Source organism: Actinophytocola oryzae (assembly GCF_004364325.1).
In the GTDB taxonomy this organism is placed as follows: domain Bacteria; phylum Actinomycetota; class Actinomycetes; order Mycobacteriales; family Pseudonocardiaceae; genus Actinophytocola; species Actinophytocola oryzae.
The window spans coordinates 263,619-282,218 of record NZ_SOCP01000012.1 but is presented as its reverse complement, the minus strand read 5'-3'; the positions used below and the strand labels follow the sequence as shown (position 1 = coordinate 282,218).

Annotated in this window: 30 protein-coding genes; all 30 read right to left on the bottom strand. The window is 67.1% G+C overall.

Translation table 11 applies throughout. The annotated features are described in order from the left end of the window. Nucleotides 1-15: 15 nt before the first annotated feature. A complete protein-coding gene (locus CLV71_RS30475; RefSeq protein WP_133906309.1) occupies nucleotides 16-570 on the bottom strand; it encodes an adenylate kinase in 555 nt (184 codons plus the stop codon). Continuing rightward, nucleotides 567-1,868: a preprotein translocase subunit SecY gene (secY, locus tag CLV71_RS30470; protein ID WP_133906308.1), complete on the bottom strand. Its 1,302-nt coding sequence runs from the start codon at nucleotides 1,866-1,868 to the stop codon at nucleotides 567-569. The genes CLV71_RS30475 and secY overlap by 4 nt, the downstream gene beginning before the upstream one ends. 301 nt (nucleotides 1,869-2,169) lie before the next feature. Further along, nucleotides 2,170-3,216 (bottom strand): hypothetical protein, encoded by a 1,047-nt coding sequence (locus CLV71_RS30465; RefSeq protein ID WP_133906307.1) that lies wholly within the window; start codon nucleotides 3,214-3,216, stop codon nucleotides 2,170-2,172. Nucleotides 3,217-3,335: 119 nt separating this feature from the next. Then, on the bottom strand, nucleotides 3,336-3,782 hold the full coding sequence (gene rplO / locus CLV71_RS30460; RefSeq protein WP_208297819.1) for a 50S ribosomal protein L15: 447 nt from the start codon (nucleotides 3,780-3,782) through the stop codon (nucleotides 3,336-3,338). Continuing rightward, on the bottom strand, nucleotides 3,779-3,964 hold the full coding sequence (gene rpmD / locus CLV71_RS30455; RefSeq protein ID WP_133906305.1) for a 50S ribosomal protein L30: 186 nt from the start codon (nucleotides 3,962-3,964) through the stop codon (nucleotides 3,779-3,781). The genes rplO and rpmD overlap by 4 nt, the downstream gene beginning before the upstream one ends. Before the next feature lies 1 nt (nucleotide 3,965). Next, on the bottom strand, nucleotides 3,966-4,628 hold the full coding sequence (gene rpsE, locus CLV71_RS30450; protein ID WP_133906304.1) for a 30S ribosomal protein S5: 663 nt from the start codon (nucleotides 4,626-4,628) through the stop codon (nucleotides 3,966-3,968). Between the two features lie 31 nt (nucleotides 4,629-4,659). Continuing rightward, nucleotides 4,660-5,061 (bottom strand): 50S ribosomal protein L18, encoded by a 402-nt coding sequence (gene rplR, locus CLV71_RS30445; RefSeq protein WP_133906303.1) that lies wholly within the window; start codon nucleotides 5,059-5,061, stop codon nucleotides 4,660-4,662. A gap of 2 nt (nucleotides 5,062-5,063) precedes the next feature. Beyond that, complete coding sequence (gene rplF, locus CLV71_RS30440; RefSeq protein ID WP_133906302.1) at nucleotides 5,064-5,603, bottom strand: 50S ribosomal protein L6; 540 nt, start codon at nucleotides 5,601-5,603, stop codon at nucleotides 5,064-5,066. A 21-nt stretch (nucleotides 5,604-5,624) separates the two neighbouring features. Then, a complete protein-coding gene (gene rpsH / locus CLV71_RS30435; protein ID WP_133906301.1) occupies nucleotides 5,625-6,023 on the bottom strand; it encodes a 30S ribosomal protein S8 in 399 nt (132 codons plus the stop codon). Nucleotides 6,024-6,113: 90 nt separating this feature from the next. Beyond that, a complete protein-coding gene (locus CLV71_RS30430) occupies nucleotides 6,114-6,299 on the bottom strand; it encodes a type Z 30S ribosomal protein S14 (protein WP_075133135.1) in 186 nt (61 codons plus the stop codon). A gap of 3 nt (nucleotides 6,300-6,302) precedes the next feature. Then, a complete protein-coding gene (gene rplE / locus CLV71_RS30425; RefSeq protein WP_133906300.1) occupies nucleotides 6,303-6,866 on the bottom strand; it encodes a 50S ribosomal protein L5 in 564 nt (187 codons plus the stop codon). Next, complete coding sequence (gene rplX, locus CLV71_RS30420) at nucleotides 6,866-7,201, bottom strand: 50S ribosomal protein L24 (protein ID WP_133906299.1); 336 nt, start codon at nucleotides 7,199-7,201, stop codon at nucleotides 6,866-6,868. The genes rplE and rplX overlap by 1 nt, the downstream gene beginning before the upstream one ends. A 1-nt stretch (nucleotide 7,202) precedes the next feature. Further along, a complete protein-coding gene (gene rplN, locus CLV71_RS30415; RefSeq protein ID WP_133906298.1) occupies nucleotides 7,203-7,571 on the bottom strand; it encodes a 50S ribosomal protein L14 in 369 nt (122 codons plus the stop codon). Continuing rightward, a complete protein-coding gene (gene rpsQ, locus CLV71_RS30410) occupies nucleotides 7,568-7,858 on the bottom strand; it encodes a 30S ribosomal protein S17 (RefSeq protein ID WP_133906297.1) in 291 nt (96 codons plus the stop codon). The genes rplN and rpsQ overlap by 4 nt, the downstream gene beginning before the upstream one ends. Beyond that, a complete protein-coding gene (gene rpmC, locus CLV71_RS30405; RefSeq protein WP_133906296.1) occupies nucleotides 7,855-8,103 on the bottom strand; it encodes a 50S ribosomal protein L29 in 249 nt (82 codons plus the stop codon). Before rpmC ends, rpsQ begins: the two co-directional genes overlap by 4 nt. Further along, nucleotides 8,103-8,522 carry a 50S ribosomal protein L16 gene (gene rplP, locus CLV71_RS30400; protein ID WP_133906295.1) on the bottom strand — a complete coding sequence of 140 codons (420 nt, stop codon included), beginning with the start codon at nucleotides 8,520-8,522 and terminating at the stop codon, nucleotides 8,103-8,105. Before rplP ends, rpmC begins: the two co-directional genes overlap by 1 nt. A gap of 3 nt (nucleotides 8,523-8,525) precedes the next feature. Next, nucleotides 8,526-9,377, bottom strand: a complete 852-nt coding sequence (gene rpsC, locus CLV71_RS30395; protein ID WP_133906294.1) for a 30S ribosomal protein S3 — start codon at nucleotides 9,375-9,377, stop codon at nucleotides 8,526-8,528. Next, entirely contained in the window at nucleotides 9,377-9,808 is a 432-nt protein-coding gene (rplV, locus tag CLV71_RS30390) for a 50S ribosomal protein L22 (RefSeq protein ID WP_133906293.1), read from the bottom strand. Before rplV ends, rpsC begins: the two co-directional genes overlap by 1 nt. Before the next feature lie 18 nt (nucleotides 9,809-9,826). Beyond that, nucleotides 9,827-10,108 carry a 30S ribosomal protein S19 gene (rpsS, locus tag CLV71_RS30385; RefSeq protein ID WP_133906292.1) on the bottom strand — a complete coding sequence of 94 codons (282 nt, stop codon included), beginning with the start codon at nucleotides 10,106-10,108 and terminating at the stop codon, nucleotides 9,827-9,829. A 20-nt stretch (nucleotides 10,109-10,128) separates the two neighbouring features. Beyond that, nucleotides 10,129-10,965, bottom strand: coding sequence for a 50S ribosomal protein L2 (rplB, locus tag CLV71_RS30380; RefSeq protein WP_133906291.1), 837 nt, complete (start codon nucleotides 10,963-10,965; stop codon nucleotides 10,129-10,131). 34 nt (nucleotides 10,966-10,999) lie between these two features. Next, nucleotides 11,000-11,299, bottom strand: a complete 300-nt coding sequence (rplW, locus tag CLV71_RS30375; RefSeq protein WP_133906290.1) for a 50S ribosomal protein L23 — start codon at nucleotides 11,297-11,299, stop codon at nucleotides 11,000-11,002. Then, complete coding sequence (rplD, locus tag CLV71_RS30370) at nucleotides 11,296-11,982, bottom strand: 50S ribosomal protein L4 (RefSeq protein ID WP_133906289.1); 687 nt, start codon at nucleotides 11,980-11,982, stop codon at nucleotides 11,296-11,298. Before rplD ends, rplW begins: the two co-directional genes overlap by 4 nt. Then, on the bottom strand, nucleotides 11,979-12,632 hold the full coding sequence (rplC, locus tag CLV71_RS30365) for a 50S ribosomal protein L3 (protein ID WP_133906288.1): 654 nt from the start codon (nucleotides 12,630-12,632) through the stop codon (nucleotides 11,979-11,981). Before rplC ends, rplD begins: the two co-directional genes overlap by 4 nt. 13 nt (nucleotides 12,633-12,645) lie before the next feature. Then, a complete protein-coding gene (gene rpsJ / locus CLV71_RS30360; RefSeq protein WP_003938093.1) occupies nucleotides 12,646-12,951 on the bottom strand; it encodes a 30S ribosomal protein S10 in 306 nt (101 codons plus the stop codon). A 287-nt stretch (nucleotides 12,952-13,238) separates the two neighbouring features. Then, on the bottom strand, nucleotides 13,239-14,432 hold the full coding sequence (tuf, locus tag CLV71_RS30355) for an elongation factor Tu (protein ID WP_133906287.1): 1,194 nt from the start codon (nucleotides 14,430-14,432) through the stop codon (nucleotides 13,239-13,241). Between the two features lie 120 nt (nucleotides 14,433-14,552). Then, complete coding sequence (gene fusA / locus CLV71_RS30350; protein ID WP_133906286.1) at nucleotides 14,553-16,652, bottom strand: elongation factor G; 2,100 nt, start codon at nucleotides 16,650-16,652, stop codon at nucleotides 14,553-14,555. 60 nt (nucleotides 16,653-16,712) lie between these two features. Next, nucleotides 16,713-17,183 carry a 30S ribosomal protein S7 gene (gene rpsG, locus CLV71_RS30345; protein ID WP_133906285.1) on the bottom strand — a complete coding sequence of 157 codons (471 nt, stop codon included), beginning with the start codon at nucleotides 17,181-17,183 and terminating at the stop codon, nucleotides 16,713-16,715. 1 nt (nucleotide 17,184) lies between these two features. Further along, nucleotides 17,185-17,559 carry a 30S ribosomal protein S12 gene (gene rpsL, locus CLV71_RS30340; protein WP_133906284.1) on the bottom strand — a complete coding sequence of 125 codons (375 nt, stop codon included), beginning with the start codon at nucleotides 17,557-17,559 and terminating at the stop codon, nucleotides 17,185-17,187. Between the two features lie 348 nt (nucleotides 17,560-17,907). Further along, nucleotides 17,908-18,312: a type II toxin-antitoxin system VapC family toxin gene (locus tag CLV71_RS30335; protein ID WP_243866799.1), complete on the bottom strand. Its 405-nt coding sequence runs from the start codon at nucleotides 18,310-18,312 to the stop codon at nucleotides 17,908-17,910. Then, entirely contained in the window at nucleotides 18,305-18,580 is a 276-nt protein-coding gene (locus CLV71_RS30330; RefSeq protein WP_133906283.1) for a type II toxin-antitoxin system Phd/YefM family antitoxin, read from the bottom strand. Before CLV71_RS30330 ends, CLV71_RS30335 begins: the two co-directional genes overlap by 8 nt. Between the last annotated feature and the right edge of the window lie 20 nt (nucleotides 18,581-18,600).

Sequence of the window (18,600 nt, the reverse complement as noted above, 5' to 3'; positions counted from 1 at the left end):
CGACGAGCGCACGGGTCACGTCCGGTCGCGCAGCGCGGCGAGCACCCGGTCGGTGACCTCGTCGACCTCGCCGACGCCGTCCACGGTCACCAGGCGGTCCCGGTAGTAGTCGAGCAGCGGCGCGGTCTCCGACTGGTACACGTGCTGGCGGTGCCGGATGACGTCCTCGTTGTCATCCGAGCGGCCGCGTGCCAGCAGCCGCCCGACCACGACGTCCTCCTCGACCTCGAGCTGCACGACCGCGTCCAGCTTCTGGTCGGAGTCGGCCAGCTCCTTCGCGAGCACCTCGGCCTGGCCGATGTTGCGCGGGAAGCCGTCGAGCAGGAACCCGTTCTTCGTGTCCGCCTGGCGCAGCCGCTCGATCAGCATCTGGTTGGTGATCTCGTCCGGCACCAGCTTGCCGCTGTCGAGGATGTGCTTGACCTGCTGACCCAGCTCGGTCTCGTCCGCGATGTGCTTGCGGAACAGGTCACCGGTGGAGATGTGCGGGATGCCCAGCTTGTCGCCCAGCGCGGTCGCCTGAGTGCCCTTGCCCGCACCTGGCGGACCCACGAGAAGGAGTCGTGTCACTTCAGGAACCCTTCGTAGTTGCGCTGCATGAGCTGGCTTTCGATCTGCTTGACGGTGTCAAGTCCCACGCCAACCATGATCAGAACAGCGGTGCCACCGAAGGGGAAGTTCTGGTTCTGACCGTCACCGGTGATGTCCAGGAAGAAGTTGGGCAGCACAGCGATGATGCCGAGGTACATCGAGCCGGGCAGGGTGATCCGGCTGAGTACGAACTGCAGGTACTCGGCGGTCGGGCGGCCGGGGCGGATGCCCGGGATGAAGCCGCCGTACTTCTTCATGTCCTCGGCCCGCTCCTGCGGGTTGAACTGGATGCCGATGTAGAAGTACGTGAAGAAGATGATCATCGCGAAGTAGATCGCGATGTGCACCCAGTCCGACTGCTTGGTGAGGTGCTCGGAGACGAAGCGCGTCCACCAGTTGTTGTTGTTGCCCGCGAGCCTGGTGATCAGGTCGGGCAGGTACAGCAGGGAGGACGCGAAGATGATCGGGATGACGCCTGCCTGGTTGACCTTCATCGGCAGGTACGTCGAGGTGCCGCCGTACATGCGCCGGCCGACCATGCGCTTGGCGTACTGCACCGGGATGCGGCGCTGTCCCTGCTCGAGGAACACGACGCCGACGATGATCGCGAGGCCGAAGGCGCAGACGATCGTGAAGACCAGCGGGCCGTTCTGCGTGAGGATGTTGCCACCCTCGGCCGGGATGCGGGCCGCGATGTTGACGAACATCAGCAGGGACATGCCGTTGCCGATGCCGCGCTCGGTGATGAGCTCGCCGAACCACATGATCACGGCGGTGCCCGCGGTCATCGTCACGACGATGATGGCCAGTTCCCAGATGCCGTTCTTCGGGATGATCGGGTCCTGGCAGTCACCGAACAGGCCGCCGCGGTTCGCCATGGCGATGATGCCCGTGGCCTGCAGGATCGCGAGACCGATCGTCAGGTACCGGGTGTACTGCGTGAGCTTGCCCTGGCCGGACTGGCCTTCCTTCTTCAGCTGCTCGAACCGCGGGATGACCACGGTGAGCAGCTGGATGATGATGCTCGCGGTGATGTACGGCATGATCCCGAGCGCGAAAACGGACAACTGGAGCAGAGCGCCGCCGCTGAACAGGTTCAGCAGCTGGTAGATGCTCTGGTTGTCGACGTCGGCGATGCACTTCTGCACGTTCGGGTACGACACCCCTGGGGATGGAATCATCGCGCCGATGCGGTAGATCGCGATGATCATCAGGGTGAAGAGAATCTTGCGGCGCAGGTCCGGCGTCATGAGAGCCGAGCGGAAGGCGCTGAGCACGCAAGGACCTCCTAGGCGTCGCCGACGATCTTCGCCGACGATCGGCTTCGCCGGATTGGTCACCGGCCGGGGACACGCACCTGGCCGTCAGGTAACTGGCAAGCCAGAACGCTTCGGGGGACACTCCACCCGAAGCGTGCTCCGACTTTAACAGTTGCGCCGGGGGCTCCTGCACCCCCTCGGCTGTTCGGGCCGAGGTGGGGCCGTTCGGCCTACGGAGATCGGACACTCCGGCGACGACCGGGCGCACGGCGAAGGACCACCTCGGTTGCCCGCGAGGCGCTCCGAAGATCGCGGGTGCTCAGGTACGCGGCGGCTCGGCCAGCGGATCCTCGCTCGCCGGGACCGCGGGACCCGGCGGCGACGGCGGCGCCTCCGGCAGGACCACCGGCGCGGCCTGCGCCGGCGAGGCGCCGTTGACCCCCCGGACCGGCTCGGGTGAGAACGGCTGTACGGGTACGCCGGTCGGCGGGCTCTGCGTGAGCGGCTGTCCGGTGAGGGGGTCGACGGCCCCTGGTCGAACTGTCAGCTGGTCGACGGCCGGTGTGGGCAGCGGCTGCCCGGTCAGCGGGTCGACCGCGTGGACGCGGCCCTGTCCGGGGTCCACGGGTGCCATCGGGGCCATCCGCATCGGATGGACCACCGGGAGTCCCTGGGCCGCCTGCGGCGGGATGGGGATGCCGTAGGGGGGCGTCGGGAGGAACGGGTTCACCGGGGCCTGCGGGGGCACCCACTCGGGCCTGCGGGACGGCAGCAGCGACAGCACCGCCGCGACGAGGCCCAGCAGGGTCGCGAACAGGAGGAACCAGAAGCCCACGAGGTAGATGGCGTCCGTCGCGATGCCCTGGCTCAGCGTGCCGAGCAGGAGGATCGAGTCGACGGCGTTGGTGACCAGCAGTGCGATGGTCCAGACCGTGCCGACCATGAACGCGGCGCTGACCGCCGTGACGGTGCCCGCCACCCGACCCGCGGTGCGGCCCGCGCCCGGGTTCGCGGCGGCCCAGCACGCGACCGCGGCGCAGATCAGCCCCACCGCCGCGAACACCAGCGGGTAGCCGAGCCGGAGGGCCTCACCCGGGGCCGCGTTCATCGACGGGTCGTCGTACTCGACGCTCCACGCGTTGAACGTCATCTCCAGGCTGTTCTGGCCGCCGACAGTCCCCCCGTCGATCGTCAGCTCACCCGAGTACAGCGGCAGGAACAGGCCCGCGACGACCATCACCAGCGCGAAGAAGCACAGCACCGCCGCGGTCACCCTGGCGGGCTGCCAGCGGCCCGGCACCGTCATCGACTGCGGTAGCGCCGCCATCGCCACCTGGTACATGGGCATGGCCGGTCGCTCCCCCATCGTCATTCCTGGAGCGTCGCGTATCGGGCGCTCCGACCACAAGGCGGAATTGTCACGATTGAACGCGAAGCGGCCGGTGGGGTGAAACCCCACCGGCCGCTCTGTCGTACGCGAAGAAACTACAGCTTGGTGGCGCTGCCACCCGCCGCCGTCAGCTTCTCCTGCGCGCTCTTCGAGAACGCGTGCGCGGTGATGTCGAGCTTCACCGACAGCTCGCCGTCGCCGAGCACCTTGACGAGCTCGTTCTTGCGGACCAGGCCCGCCGCGACCAGCTCCTCGACCCCGACCTTGCCGCCGTCGGCGAACGCCGTGGCGATGGCGCCGAGGTTCACCGGCTGGTACTCGGTGCGGAAGCGGTTCGTGAAGCCACGCAGCTTCGGCAGCCGCATGTGGATCGGCATCTGGCCGCCCTCGAAGCGCGCGGGCACGTTCTTGCGTGCCTTCGTGCCCTTGGTACCGCGGCCGGCGGTCTTGCCGCCCTTGCCACCCTCACCACGACCGACCCGGTGCTTCTCCGTCTTGGCGCCGGGCGCCGGACGGAGGTGATGGATCTTGATGGCCATCAGTCTTCGACCTCCTCGACCGTCACCAGGTGACGGACGGTGTGAATCAGGCCGCGAACCTCCGGGGTGTCCTCACGCACGGTGGACTGGCGGATCTTCCGCAGGCCCAGCGTGCGTAGCGACTCCCGGTGGTTGCGCTTGGTCCCGATGACGCTGCGGACCTGGGTCACCTTGAGCTGTGCCATGTCACTTCCCCTGACCAGCCTGCGCACGCGCACGGAGCATGCCGGCGGGGGCCACGTCCTCCAGCGGCAGACCGCGGCGGGCCGCGACCTCCTCCGGACGCTGCAGGCCCTTCAGCGCGGCAACCGTGGCGTGCACGATGTTGATCGCGTTGTCGCTGCCGAGCGACTTCGACAGCACGTCGTGGACACCGGCGCACTCCAGCACGGCACGCACCGGGCCACCGGCGATGACACCGGTACCGGCGGAGGCCGGACGCAGGAGCACGACACCGGCGGCACGCTCGCCCTGGATCGGGTGCGGGATGGTGCCCGCGATCCTCGGGACCTTGAAGAAGTTCTTCTTCGCTTCCTCGACACCCTTGGCGATCGCGGCAGGCACCTCCTTCGCCTTGCCGTAGCCGACACCGACCATGCCGTCACCATCGCCCACCACGACCAGCGCGGTGAAGCTGAAGCGACGACCACCCTTCACGACCTTGGCGACCCGGTTGATGGCCACCACGCGCTCGAGGTGCGGGGTCTTGTCCTGGGCCGCCCCGCCACGGCCCCCATCGCGACGGTCCCGACGGTCCCGACGGTCACCGCGATCGTTGCCGCCGCGGTTGTCACCGCCCTGGCCGCCCTGCTGGTGGCCGCCGCCGAATTGCCGTGAACGTCCCGGCATCAGGCGATCCTTCCCGTGTTCTTGTGCATGTCTAGAACTCCAGCCCGGCTTCCCGAGCCGCGTCGGCGAGCGCCGCGATCCGGCCGTGGTAGTCGTGGCCACCCCGGTCGAACACGACCTTGGTGAACCCGGCGCTCTTGGCGCGGTCGGCGACCAGCTGGCCGACCTTGGCCGCGCGGGCCTTCTTGTCGCCGTCCAGGGCACGGACGTCGGCCTCGAGGCTGGTCGCCGAGGCGACCGTGTGCCCGGTGAGGTCGTCGACCAGCTGGGCCACGATGTGGCGCGAGGAACGCGTGACCGACAGGCGCGGACGCTCCGCGGTGCCCTGGAGCTTCCGGCGGACCCGGAAGTGCCTGCGGGCCTTCGCGACCCGGCGACGCGTCGAGATGTCCTTGCCAAGCGGCTTGCGCTTGGTAACAGTCGCTTCGCTCATGATCACTTACCCGTCTTTCCGACCTTGCGGCGGATCTTCTCGCCCGCGTACCGCACACCCTTGCCCTTGTACGGGTCGGGCTTGCGCAGCTTGCGAATGTTCGCGGCGACCTCGCCGACCCGCTGCTTGTCGATCCCCTGAACGGAGAACCGGGTCGGCGCCTCGACCGCGAAGGTGATGCCCTCCGGCGGCGAGACCTTGACCGGGTGGCTGAACCCGAGCGAGAACTCCAGGTCCGAGCCCTTGAGCTGCACGCGGTAACCGACGCCGTGGATCTCGAGCTTCTTCTCGTAGCCGTCGGTGACACCGACGACCAGGTTGTTCACCAGCGACCTGGTGAGGCCGTGCAGTGCGCGGTTGCGGCGCTCGTCGTCCGGGCGCTTGACCTCGAGGACGCCGTCCTCACCGCGCTCCACGACGATCGGCTCAGCGACCGTGTGCGCCAGGGTGCCCTTGGGGCCCTTCACGCTGACCTGCTGCCCGTCGATCTTCACGTCCACGTTGGCCGGGACGGGGATCGGCAGCTTTCCGATGCGAGACATCGTGTCTACTCCCCTTTCCCGCTACCAGACGTAGGCGAGGACTTCCCCGCCCATCCGCTGCTTGCTGGCCTGCCGGTCGGTGAGGAGGCCCGCGGACGTGGAGATGATCGCCACGCCGAGACCGCCGAGCACCTTCGGCAGGTTGGTCGACTTCGCGTAAACCCGAAGACCGGGCTTGGACACCCGGCGCAGACCGGCGATGCTGCGCTCGCGGTTCGGGCCGTACTTGAGCTCGACGACGAGGTTCTTGCCCTTCTCGCCGTCCTCGTCGCGGTAGCCCATGATGTAGCCCTCGCGCTTGAGGATCTCCGCGATGTTGGCCTTGAGCTTCGAGTGGGGCAGCACGACCTCGTCGTGGTACGCCGAGTTGGCGTTACGCAGACGGGTCAAGAAGTCTGCGATCGGGTCGGTCATCGTCATGGTGACCTGTCAACCTTTCTCGCCATGGTTCCCATACTCCCGGGGCAACCTGGGGTATTCCGGGCCTGTGGCGGGATGGATCCTGTGGGTTTACCAGCTGGACTTGGAGACGCCGGGGAGCTCGCCGCGGTGGGCCATCTCCCGCAGGCAGACACGGCAGAGACCGAACTTGCGGAACACCGCACGCGGACGGCCGCACCGCTGGCAGCGGGTGTAACCCCGCACCTTGAACTTCGGCTTCTGCGCAGCCTTGTGGACCAGAGCTTTCTTGGCCATGCCTCAGTTCTCCTTGAACGGGAAGCCGAGGCGCCGCAGCAGCGCCCTGCCCTCCGCGTCGTTGGTGGCGGTGGTGACCACCGTGATGTCCATGCCTCGCGGCCGGTCGATGGCGTCCGGGTTGATCTCGTGGAACATCGACTGCTCGTTGAGACCGAAGGTGTAGTTGCCGTTGCCGTCGAACTGCTTCGGCGACAGACCCCGGAAGTCACGGATACGCGGCAGCGCGATGGTCAGCAGCCGGTCCAGGAACTCCCACATGCGGTCGTTGCGCAGGGTCACCTTGGCGCCGATCGGCATGCCCTCACGCAGCTTGAACTGCGCGATGGACTTCGTGGCCCGCCGGACCTGGGGCTTCTGGCCGGTGATCAGCGAGAGGTCGCGCAGCGCGCCCTCGATCAGCTTGCCGTCGCGGGCGGCGTCGCCGACACCCATGTTCACCACGACCTTGACCACGCGGGGCACCTGCATCGCGTTGTCGTAGGTGAACTCGTCGCGCAGGCCGGCCACGATCTCCTCGCGGTACCGGGTCTTGAGCCGCGGAACGATTTTCTCTGCGGTGGTCATCAGACTTCCTTCGGCTCGCCGTTCTTGTCCAGGCCGGCCTTGCCGCGTGCGACGCGGACCTTCTTGCCGTCCTCGCCGATCTTGTAGCCGACACGGACGGCTTTGCCGTCATGGACCAGCATCACGTTGCTGACGTCGATCGCGGCTTCCTGCGTGACGATGCCGCCCGACTGGGCGCCGCGCTGCGTCTGCGTGATACGGGTGTGCTTCTTGATCCGGTTGACGCCCTCGACGAGGACCTTGCCGCGGTCGGGGTAGGCCTGGATGACCTTGCCCTTCGCGCCCTTGTCCCGGCCGGCGATGACGACGACCTCGTCACCCTTCTTGATCTTCATCTCAGAGCACCTCCGGAGCCAGCGAGATGATCTTCATGAACTTCTTGTCGCGCAGCTCGCGACCGACCGGTCCGAAGATGCGGGTGCCCCGCGGCTCGTTGTCCTGCTTGATCAGCACGGCGGCGTTCTCGTCGAAGCGGATGTAGCTGCCGTCCGGGCGGCGCTTCTCCTTGGTGGTCCGAACGATGACCGCCTTGACGACGTCACCCTTCTTCACACCGGCACCCGGGATCGCGTCCTTGACCGTCGCGACGATGATGTCGCCGATGCCCGCGTAGCGACGCGCGGAGCCGCCCAGCACACGGATGCAGAGGATCTCCTTCGCACCCGTGTTGTCGGCGACGCGCAGTCGCGATTCCTGCTGGATCACTTTGCCTTCTCCACGATCTCCACGAGCCGCCACCGCTTGGTGGCCGACAGCGGACGGGTCTCCATCAGCAGTACGCGGTCGCCCACGCCTGCCGTGTTCTCCTCGTCGTGCGCCTTGACCTTGGTCGTGGACCGCAGCACCTTGCTGTAGCGCGGGTGCTTCTTGCGGTCCTCGAGCGAGACCACGATCGTCTTGTCCATCTTGTCCGACACGACCAGGCCCTCGCGCACCTTGCGGCGACCGCGCGGCTTCGGCTGTGTCGTCTCGGTCTCGGTCGTCTCACTCATGCGGCACCCTCACCACTCGGAACCTCGTCGGGGGACACCGACAGGCCCAGCTCGCGCTCGCGCATCACGGTGTAGATCCTGGCGATGTCGTGCCGGATCATCCGAAGGCGGCGGTTGTTGTCCATCTGTCCGGTCGCCATCTGGAACCGAAGGTTGAACAGCTCCTCCTTCGCCTCGCGGAGGCGGAGGACCAGCTCCTCGTCGTTCAGCTCACGCATCTCGGAAGCCTGCGTACCAGCGGCCATCAGAAGTCACCACCCTCGCGCGTGACGATGCGGCACTTCATCGGGAGCTTGTGGATAGCCCTCGTGAGTGCCTCGCGCGCGACCGTCTCGTTGGGGAAGCTCAGCTCGAACATGACGCGACCCGGCTTGACGTTCGCGATCCAGTACTCCGGCGAGCCCTTGCCGGAACCCATGCGGGTCTCGGCGGGCTTCTTGGTCAGCGGGCGGTCCGGGAAGATGTTGATCCAGACCTTGCCGCCACGACGGATGTGCCGGTTGATGGCGATACGAGCGGACTCGATCTGCCGGTTGGTCACGTACGCCGGCTGGAGCGCCTGGATACCGAACTCACCGAAGGTGACCCGGGTACCGCCCTTGGCAGCCCCACCCCGCTTCGGGTGGTGCTGCTTGCGGTGCTTGACCTTGCGCGGGATGAGCACTGCTCAGCCCTCCCCATTGGTCGTCGAGGCCTCGCCGCTCCCGTTCACGGACGGGGTCTGCGGCTCGGCCGATTCTGCTGGTGCCGAGGCCTCTGCCGCGGCGCGGCCTGCCTCGGTACTCGTCGGCGTGGTGCCTGAGGAGCCGGAACGGCGGGCCCTGGTGGGACGCTCCCGGCGCGGCGCGCGCTCCTGCGGGGCCTGGCTGCGCGCCTCGACCTCGCGGCGACCGCCGACGACGTCACCCTTGTAGATCCACACCTTGACGCCGATGCGGCCGAAGGTCGTGCGGGCCTCGAAGAAGCCGTAGTCGATGTCGGCACGCAGCGTGTGCAGCGGCACCCGGCCCTCGCGGTAGTGCTCGGAGCGGGACATCTCGGCACCGCCGAGGCGGCCGCCGCACTGCACGCGGATGCCCTTCACCTGCGGCGAGCGCATGGCCGACTGGATGGCCTTGCGCATCGCGCGGCGGAAGGACACGCGGTTGGACAGCTGCTCGGCGGTCACCTGGGCGACCAGCTGCGCGTCGGCCTCGGGGTTCTTCACCTCGAGGATGTTCAGCTGCACCTGCTTGCCCGAGAGCTTCTCCAGCTCGCCGCGGATGCGGTCCGCCTCGGCGCCGCGGCGGCCGATGACGATGCCCGGGCGGGCGGTGTGGATGTCGACGCGGACCCGGTCGCGGGTGCGCTCGATCTCCACCTTCGAGATCCCGGCACGCTCCATGCCCTTGGACAGGAGCTTGCGGATCTTGACGTCCTCGGCCACGTACTCCGCGTACTGCTTGTCGGCATACCAGCGGGACTTCCAGTCAGTGGTGATCCCGAGCCGGAAGCCGTGCGGGTTGATCTTCTGACCCACTAGCTGGCACTCCTCTTCGCACTGGACTTACGGCTCTTGGCAGCCGCCTTCTTCACCGGCTCCTGCTTCGGCCGCGACTCCACCTCGACGGTGATGTGGCTGGTCCGCTTCCGGATCCGGTAGGCACGGCCCTGGGCCCGCGGGCGGAACCGCTTGAGGGTCGGGCCCTCGTCCACGTACACCTGGCTGATCCAGAGGGTCTCCGGGTCGAGGTCCAGGTTGTTCTCGGCGTTGGCCATGGCGCTCGCGAGCACCTTGGCCACCGGCTCGCTCGCGGCCTGCGGCGCGAACCGCAGGACGTTGAGCGCGTCCTCGGCGTTGCGGCCCCTGATGAGCTCGACCACCCGGCGCACCTTCATCGGCGTGGCGCGGACGTAGCGAGCCCGAGCAATCGCGCGGGGAAGCTCTTCCACCGCGGTCTCGTCACTCATCGCTTACTCCCTTGTCCTCTAGCGCCTACGCGCCTTGCGGTCGTCCTTCACGTGGCCCTTGAAGGTGCGCGTCGGGGCGAACTCGCCCAGCTTGTGCCCCACCATGGACTCCGAGATGAACACCGGCACGTGCTTGCGACCGTCGTGCACCCCGATCGTGTGCCCCAGCATGTCGGGGATGATCGTCGAGCGGCGCGACCAGGTCTTGATGACCGTCTTCTTGCCGGACTCGTTGAGCGCGTCCACCTTCTTGAGCAGGTGGTCGTCGACGAACGGGCCCTTCTTCAAACTCCTAGGCATCTGTCACTCCCTCCTGCTCTTTAGCGCTTCTTGCCGGTCCGGCGACGACGGACGATCATCCGGTCGCTGGCCTTGCCCTTGTGGCGGGTACGTCCTTCTGGCTTGCCCGCGGGGTTCACCGGGTGGCGACCACCGGAGGTCTTGCCCTCACCACCACCGTGCGGGTGGTCCACCGGGTTCATCGCGACACCGCGGACGGTCGGGCGCTTGCCCTTCCACCGCATGCGGCCCGCCTTGCCCCAGTTGATGTTGGCGTGCTCGGAGTTGCCGACCTCGCCGACCGTCGCGCGGCAGCGCACGTCCACGTTGCGGATCTCGCCGGAGGGCATACGCAGCTGGGCGTAGGGGCCTTCCTTCGCGACCAGCTGGACGCGGGTGCCCGCCGAGCGGGCGATCTTGGCGCCGCCACCGGGCCGCAGCTCGATGGCGTGGATCACCGTGCCGACCGGGATGTTGCGCAGCGGCAGGGCGTTGCCCGGCTTGATGTCCGCGCTCGGCCCGTTCTCGATCCGGTCGCCCTGCTTGAGCTTGTCCGGCGCGATGATGTACCGCTTCTCGCCGTCCGCGTAGTGCAGCAGCGCGATGCGCGCGGTGCGGTTCGGGTCGTACTCGATGTGCGCCACCTTGGCGGGCACACCGTCCTTGTCGTGCCGGCGGAAGTCGATCAGCCGGTACGCACGCTTGTGGCCACCGCCCTTGTGCCGGGTGGTGATCTTGCCGTGCACGTTGCGGCCGCCTCGGCCATGCAGCGGGCGGACCAGCGACTTCTCCGGCTCCGAGCGGGTGATCTCGGCGAAGTCGGAGACGCTCGCGCCACGACGCCCTGGCGTCGTCGGCTTGTACTTGCGAATGCCCATCTCTACGCAGTCCCTAGTGTCTCTGTTCGCCAGCTCAGGAAGCCGGGCCGCCGAAGATCTCGATCGGCTTGCTCTCCTCGGACAGGGTCACGATCGCGCGCTTGGTGTCCTTGCGCTTGCCGTAACCGGTCCGCGTGCGCTTGCGCTTGCCCTGCCGGTTCAGCGTGTTCACGTTGACGACCTGCACGCCGAACACCTTCTCGACCGCGATCTTGATCTCGGTCTTGTTCGCGTGCGGTGCGACGACGAACGTGTACTTGTTCTCCTCGAGCAGTCCGTAGGACTTCTCGGAGATCACCGGCGCGAGCAGCACGTCGCGGGGGTCGGGGATCACTTGTCCTCCTCCTGCTCGACCTCGCCGGAACGCGCGCTGCCCTTGGCGGAGCGGCCCTGGACCGGGCCCTCCAGGAAGGCCTGCAGCGCGTCCTTCGTGAAGACGACGTCGTCGTTGACCAGCACGTCGTAGGTGTTGAGCTGGTCAGGCGCGATCACGTGCACGTTCGGCAGGTTCCGCACGGACAGCCAGCTGGTCTCGTCCTCACGGGTCAGCACGACCAGCAGGTTCCTGGCCTCGGTGACCGAGGCGAGCACCGTGCGGGCGACCTTGGTGGACGGCTTCTCGCTGTCGACCAGAGCGCTCACCACGTGGACCTGGCCCGCGCGGGCGCGGTCGGAGAGGGCGCCCTTGAGAGCGGCGGCCTTCATCTTCTTGGGCACCCGCTGCGTGTAGTCACGCGGCTGGGGGCCGTGGACCGTGCCACCACCGGCGAACTGCGGCGCGCGGGTCGAGCCCTGACGGGCGCGGCCGGTGCCCTTCTGCCGGTACGGCTTCTTGCCACCGCCGCTGACCTCACCGCGGGTCTTCGTGCTGTGCGTGCCCTGACGGGCCGCGGCCTGCTGCGCGACGACCACCTGGTGCATCAGCGCGACGTTGGCCTGCACGTCGAAGATCGCCTCGGGCAGGTCGACGGTGCCGTCGGTCTTGCCGTCCGGGGTCTTGATCTCAACGCTGGTCACTGGGCATCACCCTTCGCGGCGGTCTTGAGGAACACCACGCCGCCCTTGGGCCCGGGGACCGCGCCCTTGAGGAGGATCAGCCCGTCCTCGGCGTCCACGCGGTGGACCGTGAGGTTCTGGGTGGTGACCTTGACGTGGCCCATGCGGCCGGCCATGCGCAGGCCCCTGAACACGCGGCCGGGGGTGGCGCAGCCACCGATGGAGCCGGGCGAGCGGTGCTTGCGCTGCGTGCCGTGGGAGGCGGACAGGCCCTTGAAGCCGTGCCGCTTCATGACACCCGCGGTGCCCTTGCCCTTGCTCGTGCCGGTGACGTCGATGACGGCGCCTGCCTCGAACACCTCTGCGGTGATCTCCTGGCCGAGCTCGTAGCTGTCGGCGTCGGTGGTGCGCAGCTCGGCGAGGTAGCGGCGCGGCGTGACGCCCGCCTTGCTGAAGTGACCCGTCCGCGGCTTGTTCACCTTGCGGGGGTCGATCTCGCCGAACGCCAGCTGCACCGCGACGTAACCGTCGGTGTCCTGGGTACGGACCTGGGTGACCACGTTCGGGCCGGCCTTCACGACGGTCACCGGGACGATCCGGTTGTTCTCGTCGAAGACCTGGGTCATCCCGAGCTTCGTGCCCAGGATCCCTTTCATCTGCCGGGAAGACATTAGTGCTCAGGCCTCACTGAATGTTGACGTCGACGCTGGCCGGGAGGTCGATGCGCATGAGGGCGTCAACCGTCTTCGGCGTCGGGTCGAGGATGTCGATCAGACGCTTGTGCGTGCGCATCTCGAAGTGCTCGCGCGAGTCCTTGTACTTGTGCGGCGAGCGGATGACGCAGTACACGTTCTTCTCGGTGGGCAGCGGCACCGGCCCGACGACCCGAGCGCCCGTGCGGGTAACCGTCTCCACGATCTTGCGCGCCGAAGCGTCGATCGCCTCGTGGTCGTAGGCCTTGAGCCGGATGCGGATCTTCTGTCCCGCCATGGTGGCTTGCCGTCCTTGTCTTAAGACTCGTGCCGCTCCGGTCCACGCGGTCGGGTGTGTCGCGCCCTATGCACAGACCGGCCCCTTGGACCTTTGTCCTTCGGGAGTGGTCATAAGTGGCCCGGCGATCCGTACTCGATGTCGAACACGGTAACCGCGAGCCCGCCCGAGCATGGCCGATCGCAAGACCGTCCATGACGAGCAACCTGTCAAGGATGCCACACGCGTTTGGAGGCACCCAAACCGGGGGGCCCCAGGTGCTTGACCTGGGGCCCCTGCCGGGCTAACTACTTGATGATCTTGGTGACGCGACCCGCGCCAACCGTCCGGCCACCCTCGCGGATGGCGAACCGCAGACCCTCGTCCATGGCGATCGGCTGGATCAGCTTGACCAGCATGCCCGTGTTGTCGCCCGGCATGACCATCTCGGTGCCCTCGGGGAGGGTCACGACACCGGTCACGTCGGTGGTGCGGAAGTAGAACTGCGGGCGGTAGTTGTTGAAGAACGGCGTGTGCCGCCCGCCCTCGTCCTTGCTCAGGATGACGACCTGGGCCTCGAACTCGGTGTGCGGCGTGGTGGTGCCGGGCTTCACGACGACCTGGCCGCGCTCGACGTCCTCACGCTTGATGCCGCGGAGCAGCAGACCCACGTTCTCACCGGCGCGCGCGTCCTCGAGAGTCTTGCGGAACATCTCGATGGCGGTGACGGTGGTCTTCTGGGCCTTCTCGCGGATGCCGACGATCTCGACTTCCTCCATCGGCTTGAGCACGCCGCGCTCGACACGACCGGTGACCACGGTGCCACGACCGGAGATCGTGAACACGTCCTCGACCGGCATCAGGAACGGCTTCGCGATCTCGCGCTCCGGCTCCGGGATGCTCTCGTCGACGGCGTCGAGCAGCTCGAGCAGCTTGCTGCCCCACTCGGCGTCGCCCTCGAGGGCCTTGAGCGCGGACACACGCACGACCGGGAGGTCGTCACCCGGGAACTCGTACTCGGTCAGCAGCTCGCGGACCTCGAGCTCGACGAGCTCCAGGATCTCCTCGTCGTCGACCATGTCGGCCTTGTTCAGCGCGACCACGATGTAGGGCACGCCGACCTGACGGGCGAGGAGCACGTGCTCCTTCGTCTGCGGCATCGGGCCGTCGGTAGCGGCCACCACCAGGATCGCGCCGTCCATCTGCGCGGCACCGGTGATCATGTTCTTGATGTAGTCCGCGTGACCCGGGCAGTCCACGTGCGCGTAGTGGCGCTTCTCGGTCTCGTACTCGATGTGCGCGATCGAGATCGTGATACCGCGCTGCTTCTCCTCCGGCGCCTTGTCGATCTCGTCGAACGGCGTGAAGGGGTTCAGGGTCGGGTACTTGTCGTGCAGAACCTTGGAGATGGCCGCGGTCAGCGTGGTCTTCCCATGGTCGATGTGACCGATGGTCCCGATGTTGACGTGCGGCTTGGTCCGCTCGAACTTCGCCTTCGCCACTTCTCTCGTCCTCCTGGACTTGTTCTCTCCACCGTCTTTTGGTTAGCGACGATGGCATTTAAAAGGTCAGTTGTGCGGAACCATAGAGGGCACTACCCAGGCAGCCCGCACCGGATTCAGTTACTCGCCGGTTGCCTTGGCGATGATCTCCTTCGCGACGTTCGTGGGAACCTCGGCGTAGGAGTCGAACTGCATGGAGTAGTTCGCCCGGCCCTGGGTCTTCGACCGGAGGTCGCCGACGTAGCCGAACATCTCCGACAGCGGCACCAGCGCCTTGACGACGCGGGAGCCTGCCCGCTCCTCCATGGCCTGGATCTGGCCACGGCGGGAGTTCAGGTCACCGATGACGTCACCCATGTACGTCTCCGGCGTGGTCACCTCGACGGCCATCATCGGCTCGAGGAGCGCCGGGCTCGCGAGGCGAGCGGCCTCCTTGAGCGCCATCCGGCCCGCGATCTTGAAGGCCATCTCCGAGGAGTCGACCTCGTGGTACGAACCGTCGAGGAGGGTCATCTTGATGCCGACCAGCGGGTAGCCCGCCAGCACGCCGTCCTGCATGGCGTCCTGCGCGCCGGCGTCCACCGACGGGATGTACTCCCTCGGCACACGCCCACCGGTGACCTTGTTGTCGAACTCGTACATCGCGCCGTCCGCGGTCGACATCGGCTCGATCTTGATGATGACCTTCGCGAACTGCCCGGAGCCACCGGTCTGCTTCTTGTGCACGTAGTCGTACTTGTCGACGGTCTTGCGGATCGTCTCGCGGTACGCCACCTGCGGCTTGCCGATGTTGGCCTCGACCTTGAACTCGCGGCGCATGCGGTCCACCAGGATGTCCAGGTGGAGCTCGCCCATGCCTGCGATGATCGTCTGACCGGTCTCGTCGTCCTGGTGGACCCGGAACGTCGGGTCCTCCTCCGCGAGCTTCTGGATCGCGGTCGACAGCTTCTCCTGGTCGGCCTTGGTCTTCGGCTCGATGGCGACCTGGATGACCGGCTCGGGGAACGTCATCGACTCGAGGACGATCGGGTTCGCCGGGTCGGACAGGGTCTCACCGGTGGTGGTGTCCTTCAGGCCGATCACCGCGTAGATGTGACCCGCCATGGCCTCGCCGACCGGGTTCTCCTTGTTGGCGTGCATCTGGAAGATCTTCCCGATGCGCTCCTTGCGGTCCTTGGTCGAGTTGATGACCTGGGCGCCGCTCGCCACCTTGCCCGAGTAGACCCGGATGTAGGTGAGCTTGCCGAAGAACGGGTGGACAGCGATCTTGAAGGCCAGCGCCGAGAACGGCTCGTCGGTGCTCGGCTTGCGGAAGGCCGGCGTCTCGCCGTCCTGCAGCGTGCCCTCGACCGGCGGCAGGTCCGTCGGCGCGGGCAGGTAGTCGATCACCGCGTCGAGCATGGGCTGGACGCCCTTGTTCTTGAACGCGGAGCCACACAGCACCGGGTAGGCGGTGCCCTCGCGGACGATCGTGCGCAGGCCCGTCTTGATCTGGTCGACCGTGAGCTCCTCGCCGCCGAGGTAGAGCTCCATGAGCTCGTCGTCGGTCTCGGCGACCGCCTCGATCAGCTTCTCGCGGTACTCGGCGGCCCGGTCGACGAGGTCGGCCGGGATCTCCTCGACCGCGTAGTCCTCGCCCTTCTGGACCTCGCCGCGCCACGTGAGCGCACGCATGTTCACCAGGTCGACGACGCCGATGAAGTCGCTCTCCGCGCCGATGGGCAGCTGGAGAGGCAGGGGCTTCGCACCGAGGCGCTCGGAGATGGTCCGGATGGTGAAGTAGAAGTCCGCACCCAGCTTGTCCATCTTGTTGACGAAGCAGATGCGCGGGACGTCGTACTTGGTCGCCTGCCGCCAGACCTGCTCGGACTGCGGCTCGACACCTTCCTTGCCGTCGAAGACCGCGACCGCACCATCGAGCACGCGCAGGTTCCGCTCCACCTCAACGGTGAAGTCGACGTGTCCCGGCGTGTCGATGAGGTTGATCTGGTGGTCCTTCCAGAAGCACGTCGTCGCGGCGGACGTGATCGTGATGCCGCGCTCCTGCTCCTGCTCCATCCAGTCCATCGTCGCGGCGCCGTCGTGCACCTCGCCGATCTTGTAGTTGATCCCGGTGTAGAACAGGATCCGCTCGGTCGTCGTGGTCTTGCCCGCGTCGATGTGGGCCATGATGCCGATGTTGCGCACCTTGGCCAAGTCGGTCAGCACGTCCTGTGCCACGGGTCTCTTCCCCTGTCTTCAATCAGCGTTGGTGCGGCCGGGTCTGTTCGGCCGCGGCCGTCACCAGCGGTAGTGGGCGAATGCCTTGTTCGACTCCGCCATCTTGTGCGTGTCCTCGCGGCGCTTCACGCTCGCCCCGAGGCCGTTGCTCGCGTCGAGCAGCTCGTTCATCAGCCGCTCCTGCATGGTCTTCTCCCGGCGCGCCCGCGAGAAGGTGACCAGCCAGCGCAGTGCCAGCGTCGTGGAGCGGCCCGGCTTGACCTCGATCGGCACCTGGTAGGTAGCGCCACCGACGCGGCGGCTCTTCACCTCGATGGTGGGCTTCACGTTGTCGAGCGCACGCTTGAGCGTGACCACCGGGTCGGTGCCGGTCTTGTCGCGCGCGCCCTCGAGGGCGCTGTACACGATCTTCTCGGCCACCGAGCGCTTGCCGTCGCGCAGCACCTTGTTGATCAGCTGCGTGACCAGCGGGGAGCTGTAGACCGGGTCGGTGATCAGCGGCCGCCGAGGAGCGGGTCCCTTGCGAGGCATCTCAGGCCTTCTCCTTCTTCGCGCCGTAGCGGCTGCGTGCCTGCTTCCGGTTCTTCACGCCCTGCGTGTCCAGCGAGCCACGAATGATCTTGTAGCGAACACCAGGCAGGTCCTTCACTCGGCCGCCACGCACGAGCACCATCGAGTGCTCCTGCAAGTTGTGGCCCTCACCCGGGATGTAAGCGGTGACCTCGATGCCACTGGTCAGCTTGACGCGCGCGACCTTGCGCAGCGCGGAGTTGGGCTTCTTCGGAGTGGTGGTGTACACACGGGTGCACACGCCACGCCGCTGCGGACTCCCCTTGAGGGCCGCAGTCTTCTGCTTGGCGACCTTGTCCTGGCGGCCCTTACGGACCAGCTGCTGGATCGTGGGCATGGACCGGCTTTCTCCCTGGTGTACTGCTTATTGCTGTTGTTGGCGCTCCCGCCGTATCACGAGGTCGGGCGTGTCGCCCTTCCCTGTAACGCTCGCGCAGGATTGAATCATCCCTACGAGGCTCGGAAGGAACTCCGCGGTTACTGCGAGGTGTCCGCTCACGCGAACTCCGCGCACAGGCACGCGGATCGACCCGACATAGGTCGGGCGCGAGTACCAACGATACCTGGCACCCCACAGAGGGTCAAAACCGGGGTCGACCTACGCTGCAACGCCCTACCGGTCCTTACTGTTCCCGGCACGGAAAGGGATCTTGCCAGCCAGCCGCCACCCTGGTCAGGGGCTATGTCAGACGCCGACGATCTCAACGAGGTCGCCGAGCCCCACGAAATCCGTCACGTTGCGGGTGTACAGCGGCAGCTCACGACACGATGCGATCGCGGCGATCATCAGGTCCATGGCGCGTGGCCGAGGATCCCGTTTCGCTGCCACAGTCATCGCGACCAGCGACCCGTACCTGGTAGCGGCCTCGCCGTCGAACGGCAACGGCTCGAAGGCGGCGATCGCCGCACCCAGCCTCTCGGTGCGCGCCGCCCTGGTCGCGGGATCCTTCGCTATGACCACACCTTTGTGCAGCTCTGCCAAGGTGATGGCGGTTATTGAAGAGCGCATCGGAATGACCGACCGGTCCAACAGATCGAGGTCGATGTACAGGCACGTGTCCAGCACCCCGGTCTCGTGGCGTTCAGCCACGGGCCCGCTCCCACGGGTCGTAGTCGCCTACCCGTTCCTCGCCGAAGAACTCGTCGGACTCACGACGCATCTCCTCGTAGTCCACCCGAGGTAGCTTCCGAAGACGCTCGACAAGCTCCTCCGTGGCCACCTGCTGGCGCCGACGTATCGGTCGCAACTCCGCGATCTCCACGCCGTTGCGGGTGACGTGGAACGTCTCTCCCGCCTCCACCGCGTCCATCACCGCTGCGGAGTTGTTGCGGAATTCTCGCTGGCTGATGACCTTCACAAGGACGGTGTAGCCGCGTG